We start from the raw sequence: 6,653 nt of genomic DNA on the forward strand, positions 1-6,653 counted from the left end.
GCCTATGGTCACGGCATCGAACGTGTTTTTGATGCGCTGCGCAGCGCCGACGGATTTGCGTTGCTGGACCTGGCTGAAGCGCAGCGCCTGCGCGCGCTTGATTGGCGCGGCCCCATCCTGCTGCTGGAGGGCTGCTTCGAGGCGCGGGATCTCGAGTTGTGCTCCCGCCTGGGCCTGTGGCATACCATTCACTGCAACGAGCAGATCGACATGCTGGCTGCCCACAAGACGCAGCTGCCGCACCGTGTCTTCCTCAAGATGAATTCGGGCATGAACCGGCTGGGCTTTGCACCCGAACGCTACCGTGCGGCGTGGACGCGCCTGAATGCATTGCCCCAGGTCGAAGAGATTACGCTGATGACGCATTTTTCCGATGCAGACGGCCCGAAAGGTATCGCCGCGGCGCTGAAGGCCTTCGACGCCGTCACACACGACCTGCCGGGTGAGCGCACCCTCAGCAACAGCGCCGCCACCTTGCGGCACGGCGATGTGCTGGCCGGGCGCTCCGACTGGGTGCGGCCCGGTATCCTGGTTTACGGCAGCGCGCCCGACTTCCCCGAGCACAGCGCGGCCGACTGGGATTTGCAGCCCACCATCACGCTGTCATCGAAAATCATCGGCATCCAGGAGCTCAAAGCCGGCGATACCGTGGGTTACGGCTCCTGTTTCACGGCCGACGGCCCGCTGCGCATCGGCGTGGTGGCCTGCGGTTACGCAGACGGCTACCCGCGCCACTGCAGCACAGGTACGCCGATGCTGGTGAATGGCGTGCGCACCAGCATGGTGGGGCGCGTCAGCATGGACATGATCACGGTGGACCTGACTCCCGTGCCCGGCGCGGGCATCGGCACCGAGGTGACGCTGTGGGGCCGCGCCTCCAGCGGCGCGGTGCTGCCGATCGACGAAGTGGCGCACGCCGGCGGCACCGTCGGTTATGAGCTCATGTGCGCGGTGGCACAGCGTGTGCCGGCGGTGRCGGACTGAATCCGCTGTGACTGCAAACTTGTTCAGGAAAAAAGAACCATGGAAACATCAGAACTTGAATATGCCGGCTTCTGGATACGCGTCTGGGCATCGCTGATTGATACCGTGTTGTTCTGCGTGCTGATCTTCCCGCTGCTGACGGTCATCTACGGCACCGCTTACTGGAACAGTACAAAGCTGGTTCAGGGGCCGGCGGATTTCCTGATCTCATGGGTTATTCCGGCTGTGGTGGTCGTGGGCTTCTGGATCGTTCGGCAGGCGACACCCGGGAAAATGGCGATTGCTGCCCGCATCGTGGACGCCAGGACCGGCCTCAAGGCCACGGCAGGCCAGTTCGTCATCCGCTACGTCGGTTATGTGCTGTCCACCATTCCCTTTTGCCTGGGTTTTTTCTGGGTGGCTTTCGACGCCCGCAAGCAGGGCTGGCACGACAAGCTCGCCGGCACGGTTGTCGTGCGCGACAAGGCCGGCACTACCCAGCCTGTCGCGTTCAACGGCTGATACCCGCTCTCTCCGGCATCAACCCTGCCTGCCATCATCAAGAGGTGCCCATGCCAGTGGCTTCATCCATCACCGTTCGTCCCATAGCGCCGCAGGATTTCGAGGCCTGGTTGCCCCTTTGGCTGGGCTACAACAAGTTCTACGGCCGATCCGGTGAGACGGCGCTGGCTGACGACATCACCGCAATGACCTGGTCGCGCTTTTTTGATGCGTATGAGCCTGTCCACGCTCTGGTGGCGGAGTCTGGCGGCGAACTCGTGGGCCTCACGCATTACCTGTATCACCGTAGCACCACCCGCATTGCGCCGGTCTGTTATTTGCAGGATCTGTTCACGGCTGAAGCCGTGCGCGGCCGGGGCGTTGGCAAGGCGCTGATTGAAGCCGTGTACGAGAAAGCCCAGGCCGCCGGTTCTACCCGCGTTTATTGGCAAACCCACAAAACCAACAACACGGCCATGAGGCTGTATGACCAGGTGGCGGAAAACTCCGGCTTCGTGGTGTACGCCAAGGCGCTTTAGGCGCCGTCGAACCGCGGCTCACTGCGGCGTGATTTTCGCGCCTGTGAGTTTTTCCTGTGCCGTCACAAGGGCGGTGACAAATTTCTTGCCCTGGCCCAGCGCGCTGGCGGTGGCCAGGCTTTGGTGCACGGCCTCGCCCACGAGAGAAGGAGCATTCACCATCTCGGCCAGGTGGGTGTAGTAGCGCAGGTCCTTGCGCGCGTTGTCCAGCTCAAACTTCAGGCCGTTGAAGTCGCCGTTCAGCGTCTTGGCCATGGCCTGGAAGAGGCCCGAGTTCACCGCGCCGGCCGAAATCACTTCCACCAGCTTTTGCGGCTGAATGCCCGCCAGTGCGCCCACGGCAAAGGCCTCGGCGGTAGCCGTGCAAATTGCCTGGCCGATGAAGTTGTTGAGCAGTTTGATCACATGCCCGGCGCTGGGGCCGCCTACGTGAAAGATGTTTTCGCAATAGGCGGCCAGTACCGGCCGGATTTTGTCGAACACGGCCTGCTCTGCGCCCACCATGGTGTTGAGCTTGCCGAGCTCGGCTTCCACCGGCGTGCGCGCCAGTGGTGCATCCACCAGCGTCGCACCGCGCTCGGCGCATAGGGCGGCCAGGCGGCGTGTGGATTCGGGTTCGCTGGTGGAGGTGTCGATCACGATCAACCCGGCGCGCGCCTTTGACAGTACGCCATTGGCCCCGAGCAGGGTCTCCTCGACCTGCGGCGATCCCGTCACGCAAATAATCACCGCGTCGCACGCGCCCAATTCGGCGGGGCTGGTGGCCTGCTTCGCACCGGCGGCCAGCAGGTCGGCCACGCGTTCCGTATTGCGGTGCACGGTCAGGCTGACGTTGAATCCCTTGGCCTGCAGGTTGCGTGCAATGCCGTGTCCCATGAGGCCCGATGCGCCGATAACGCCGATGTGTTTCATGCTGTCTCCTGAAAAGTGGTTGAGAAAAAAGCCAGAAAATCTTTGGGTCAATAAAGACCCTTGACGCGTGCCTGCAACCGGGCCAGCCCGAGTAAGGCGTCGGTATAAGGTGTGGGCACGGCCGTCAGTTGCCCCAGCTCGCGCACGGCCGTCACCAGTGCGTCCAACTCGACCGGTTTGCCGGCTTCCACGTCCTGCAGCATGGATGTCCTGAATGCGCCCAGCTTGCGTGTGATGACATGTCGCTCCGCAGGGGTCTGGTTGATCGGGATGCCGATGCGCGCCCCGATTTCCTTGGCTTCGAGCATCACGCTGTGGGTGAAACCCGTCACCAGTTCATCGTCCAGGACGCGGTCCATGGTCGCGCCGGTTAGCGCGCTGATCGGGTTGGCGGTCATGTTGCCCCAGAGCTTGAACCAGATGTCTTTCTGGATCTGCCCGGACACCGGCGCTTCAAAGCCGGCTTTTTCAAGCAAGGCCGCAAGTTGCTGCACCCGGGAGGTTTTCTCGCCGGAGGGCTCACCGATGATGAGCTTGTTGCCGAAGTGGTGGTGCACCTGGCCGGGCTCATCCAGCGAGCAGCTGGCATGCACCACGCAGCCGACGATGTGCTTTGCCGGAATGGCCTGCGCCACCTCGCCGCCGGGGTCCACTGAGGTCAACTGGGTGCCTTCAAGCGTCCCGCCGAACCCCTGCAAAAACCACCAGGGCACGCCATTCATGGCGGTCAGGACCATCGTTTCAGGGCCAATCAGCGGCGCGATCCGGCGCACCACCTCGGGCAGCGAAGGCGCTTTGACGGCCAGCACCACCAGGTCCTGCACGCCGAGGTCGGTTGGCGAGGCGCTGGAAGCCACGGCTTGCGACGTGATCTTGCCGCCCTGGTTCAGCCGCAGCCCGTGCAGCTGCAGGGCATCGAGCGTAGCGCCGCGCGCTATCACGCTGACGCGGCAACCTGCGTGAGCCAGCCCGTGGCCTATCCAGCCGCCAATGGCACCGGCGCCATAAATACATACCTTCATTGTTTCATGTCTCCATTTCCAAATTCCAAAAGCGGAAGGCCAGCAGGGGCCGCGGAACCGGCTTTGCCGGGCCGCAGGCGCAGCGCCCCCTCGGGGGGCAGCGCAGTACGCGAAGCGACAAGCGTGGGGGCTCTACTTCTAACCTTCAGGTGTAAAACCCACCGCCTTGACCAGCGGGCCCCATAACTCGGTGTCGGCCTTGAGCATGGCGGCCAGCTGTGCGGGCGAGGTCGGCGCTGCTTCCAGATAAGACACGGCCAGGCCGTCAATCACGTCCTGTGAGGCCAGCGCGGAGCGGATGCCGGCATTCAGGCGCTGCACCACATCCTGCGGCGCTTTGGCGGGCAGGAAGAAGCCGAACCATTCGGTGAACGCCATGTCCTTGAAGCCTTGCTCCAGCAGCGTCGGCGTGTTGGGGGTGAAACGACTACGTTTGGGGCCGCTGGTCGACAGCAGGCGGCACTTGCCCGATGCGACATGCTGGGTGAACTCGCCGGTAGGGCCCGACACGGCGGCAATCTGCCCGCCCACCATGTCCAGCACGGCTGGCTGGGTGCCGCGAAAAGCCACGTGGCGCAAGTCCACGTTGCCGGCCCGGCCCAGCAGCGCGCCGATGAAGTGCGGCGATGAGCCGGCGGCCGGTGAGCCGAAGTTGGCCTGGCCTGGGTTGGCCTTGCACCAGGCAAGAAAGTCCGGCACGTTTTTGACGCTGGCCGGCACCAAGGGGCCGACGGCGAAGCCGTAGTCGAAGATCGCGCCGGCAGATACCGGGGCCAGGTCGGCGACCGGGTCGTACGGCAGTTTCTTGTRGGTGTGCGGGTAGATGCCCAGCATGGACATGGGCGTCAGCAAAACGGTAGCGCCGTCGGGCGCGGCGGATTTGACGAACTGCACGGCGATTTGCCCGCCCGCGCCGGTCTTGTTTTCCACCACGGCGCTTTTGGCATATCCGGGGTGCAGCTTGTCGGCGACGCGGCGCGACACGATATCGGCGGTGCCGCCGGGCGCGAAGCCGACGATGACCTTGGTGCTTTCAAGGGCCTGGGCCCAGGCGCGCTGGCCGATGCCTGTGAGCAGTGCTGCAGCACTGGATGACTGGATGAGCTGGCGGCGCGAAATGTTCATGGTGTGTCCTCGTGAATCGGTGGGGGCTGCCGTGGCGCCGTGGCGGGCACGAAAAAGCCATTGTTGTGCAAGATGCGATTTTGTGCAGGATCAGGCGGCATCCAGATGCGCGGCGAGGTTGTTGCGCTTGCCTTCATACAAGGGCATGCCCTCGTCGATTTGCAATGTCATGCCCACAGCGTGCTGCGCGAACACTGCATCCAGGTGTGCACTGGCGCTGGCCAGCAGGGCGTCGCCGGCCCGCTTTTTCATGGCTTCGCTGCGGCCGGGGGTGATCAGGAGGTTCAGGTAGATAAAAGCGCGGTCGGGCCGCCCGTCCGCCACCGCAAAGTGTTGTGCCGGCCAGGCCATGACCCGCGTACCGGCCACCGGGAAAAGCGGCGCCACCCCGTCTTCTCCACGCAGGGCCACCAGTGTGGCGGCCAGCGTGTGGCACAAGGCGTTCATGTCGGTGAGGCTATCCAGGTTGGCGGTGTATTGAATGTTCAGGTGAGGCATGACGGAGTCTGGTGGGCTTGGYGGGTTGCACGGATGAACAGGACCCGCCATCATTACCAAAACGCAAAGGCTGGTTATTTATACAGTAATATCACGCATGGCTAAAGACAAAACGATTTACACCTGCACCGAATGCGGCGGCACCAGCCCCAAATGGCTGGGCAAATGCCCGCACTGCAATGCCTGGAACACGCTGATCGAGTCGGCCGCGGAAAACAGTGCGCCGGTCAAGAACCGCTACAGCAGCCAGTTCCAGTCACTGGCCAAGGCCTCTGACGTCACCGCCCTGGCCGACATCGAAGCCACCGACATGGAGCGCACGCCGACCGGGCACGAAGAGCTGGACCGCGTGCTGGGCGGCGGCATTGTCGAAGGCGGCGTGGTGCTCATTGGCGGTGACCCTGGCATCGGCAAGTCCACCTTGCTGCTGCAGGCGCTGGATTCATTGCAGCGCGCCGGGCTCAACACCTTGTACGTGACCGGCGAGGAGAGCGGCGCGCAGGTCGCGCTGCGTTCACGCCGGCTGGGGCTGGACGGCTCGCAGGTCAAGGTGCTGGCGGAGATCCAGCTCGAAAAAATCCTCGCCACGCTGGAGGCCACGCAGCCCGCCATCGCGGTAATCGACTCCATCCAGACGGTGTATTCCGACCAGCTCACGTCGGCGCCCGGCTCGGTGGCGCAGGTGCGTGAATGCGCGGCGCACCTGACGCGCGCCGCCAAGTCCAGCGGCGTGTGCATCGTGCTGGTGGGCCATGTGACCAAAGAAGGCGCGCTCGCCGGGCCGCGCGTGCTCGAGCACATGGTCGACACCGTGCTGTACTTTGAAGGCGACACGCATTCCAGCTTTCGCCTGGTGCGCGCCATCAAGAACCGTTTCGGCGCCGTCAACGAAATCGGTGTGTTCGCCATGACGGAAAAAGGCCTCAAAGGCGTGGCCAACCCGAGTGCGATCTTTTTGAGCCAGCACAGCGAGCCCGTGCCCGGCAGCTGCGTGCTGGTCACGCTGGAGGGCACGCGCCCCATGCTGGTTGAAATCCAGGCGCTGGTCGACAACGGCGGGCCCAGCCCGCGGCGCCTCTCGGTGGGCCTGGAC

8 protein-coding genes are annotated in these 6,653 nt (G+C 64.0%); 4 read left to right on the plus strand and 4 right to left on the minus strand.

Translation table 11 applies throughout. The annotated features are described in order from the left end of the window. The 3 genes from alr to AC1DWI_RS10345 form a co-directional block, all read left to right on the plus strand. Positions 1-984: alanine racemase (alr, locus tag AC1DWI_RS10335; RefSeq protein WP_477724791.1), on the plus strand; the 984-nt coding region annotated here is incomplete at its 5' end. A gap of 39 nt (positions 985-1,023) precedes the next feature. Continuing rightward, positions 1,024-1,485 carry an RDD family protein gene (locus AC1DWI_RS10340; protein ID WP_477670278.1) on the plus strand — a complete coding sequence of 154 codons (462 nt, stop codon included), beginning with the start codon at positions 1,024-1,026 and terminating at the stop codon, positions 1,483-1,485. A gap of 50 nt (positions 1,486-1,535) precedes the next feature. Beyond that, a complete protein-coding gene (locus tag AC1DWI_RS10345) occupies positions 1,536-2,003 on the plus strand; it encodes an N-acetyltransferase family protein (RefSeq protein ID WP_477670277.1) in 468 nt (155 codons plus the stop codon). Positions 2,004-2,021: 18 nt separating this feature from the next. Here AC1DWI_RS10345 and AC1DWI_RS10350 read toward each other — a convergent pair whose 3' ends face one another. From AC1DWI_RS10350 to AC1DWI_RS10365, 4 genes are all read right to left on the minus strand, one after another. After that, the gene (locus AC1DWI_RS10350) at positions 2,022-2,915 is read right to left on the minus strand and encodes an NAD(P)-dependent oxidoreductase (RefSeq protein ID WP_477670276.1); all 894 of its coding nucleotides are present in this window, start codon (positions 2,913-2,915) and stop codon (positions 2,022-2,024) included. Positions 2,916-2,962: 47 nt separating this feature from the next. Further along, complete coding sequence (locus tag AC1DWI_RS10355; RefSeq protein WP_477670275.1) at positions 2,963-3,937, minus strand: 2-dehydropantoate 2-reductase; 975 nt, start codon at positions 3,935-3,937, stop codon at positions 2,963-2,965. A 138-nt stretch (positions 3,938-4,075) separates the two neighbouring features. Further along, positions 4,076-5,062 (minus strand): Bug family tripartite tricarboxylate transporter substrate binding protein, encoded by a 987-nt coding sequence (locus AC1DWI_RS10360; RefSeq protein WP_477724792.1) that lies wholly within the window; start codon positions 5,060-5,062, stop codon positions 4,076-4,078. Positions 5,063-5,152: 90 nt separating this feature from the next. Continuing rightward, a complete protein-coding gene (locus tag AC1DWI_RS10365) occupies positions 5,153-5,560 on the minus strand; it encodes a 5-carboxymethyl-2-hydroxymuconate isomerase (RefSeq protein WP_477670273.1) in 408 nt (135 codons plus the stop codon). Between the two features lie 97 nt (positions 5,561-5,657). Between AC1DWI_RS10365 and radA the strand changes: the two genes are divergently transcribed. Next, positions 5,658-6,653, plus strand: a 996-nt coding sequence (radA, locus tag AC1DWI_RS10370; protein ID WP_477724793.1) for a DNA repair protein RadA, incomplete at its 3' end; no start/stop codon positions are given.

The sequence above is a fragment of the Polaromonas sp. P3_C2 genome (assembly GCF_056402675.1).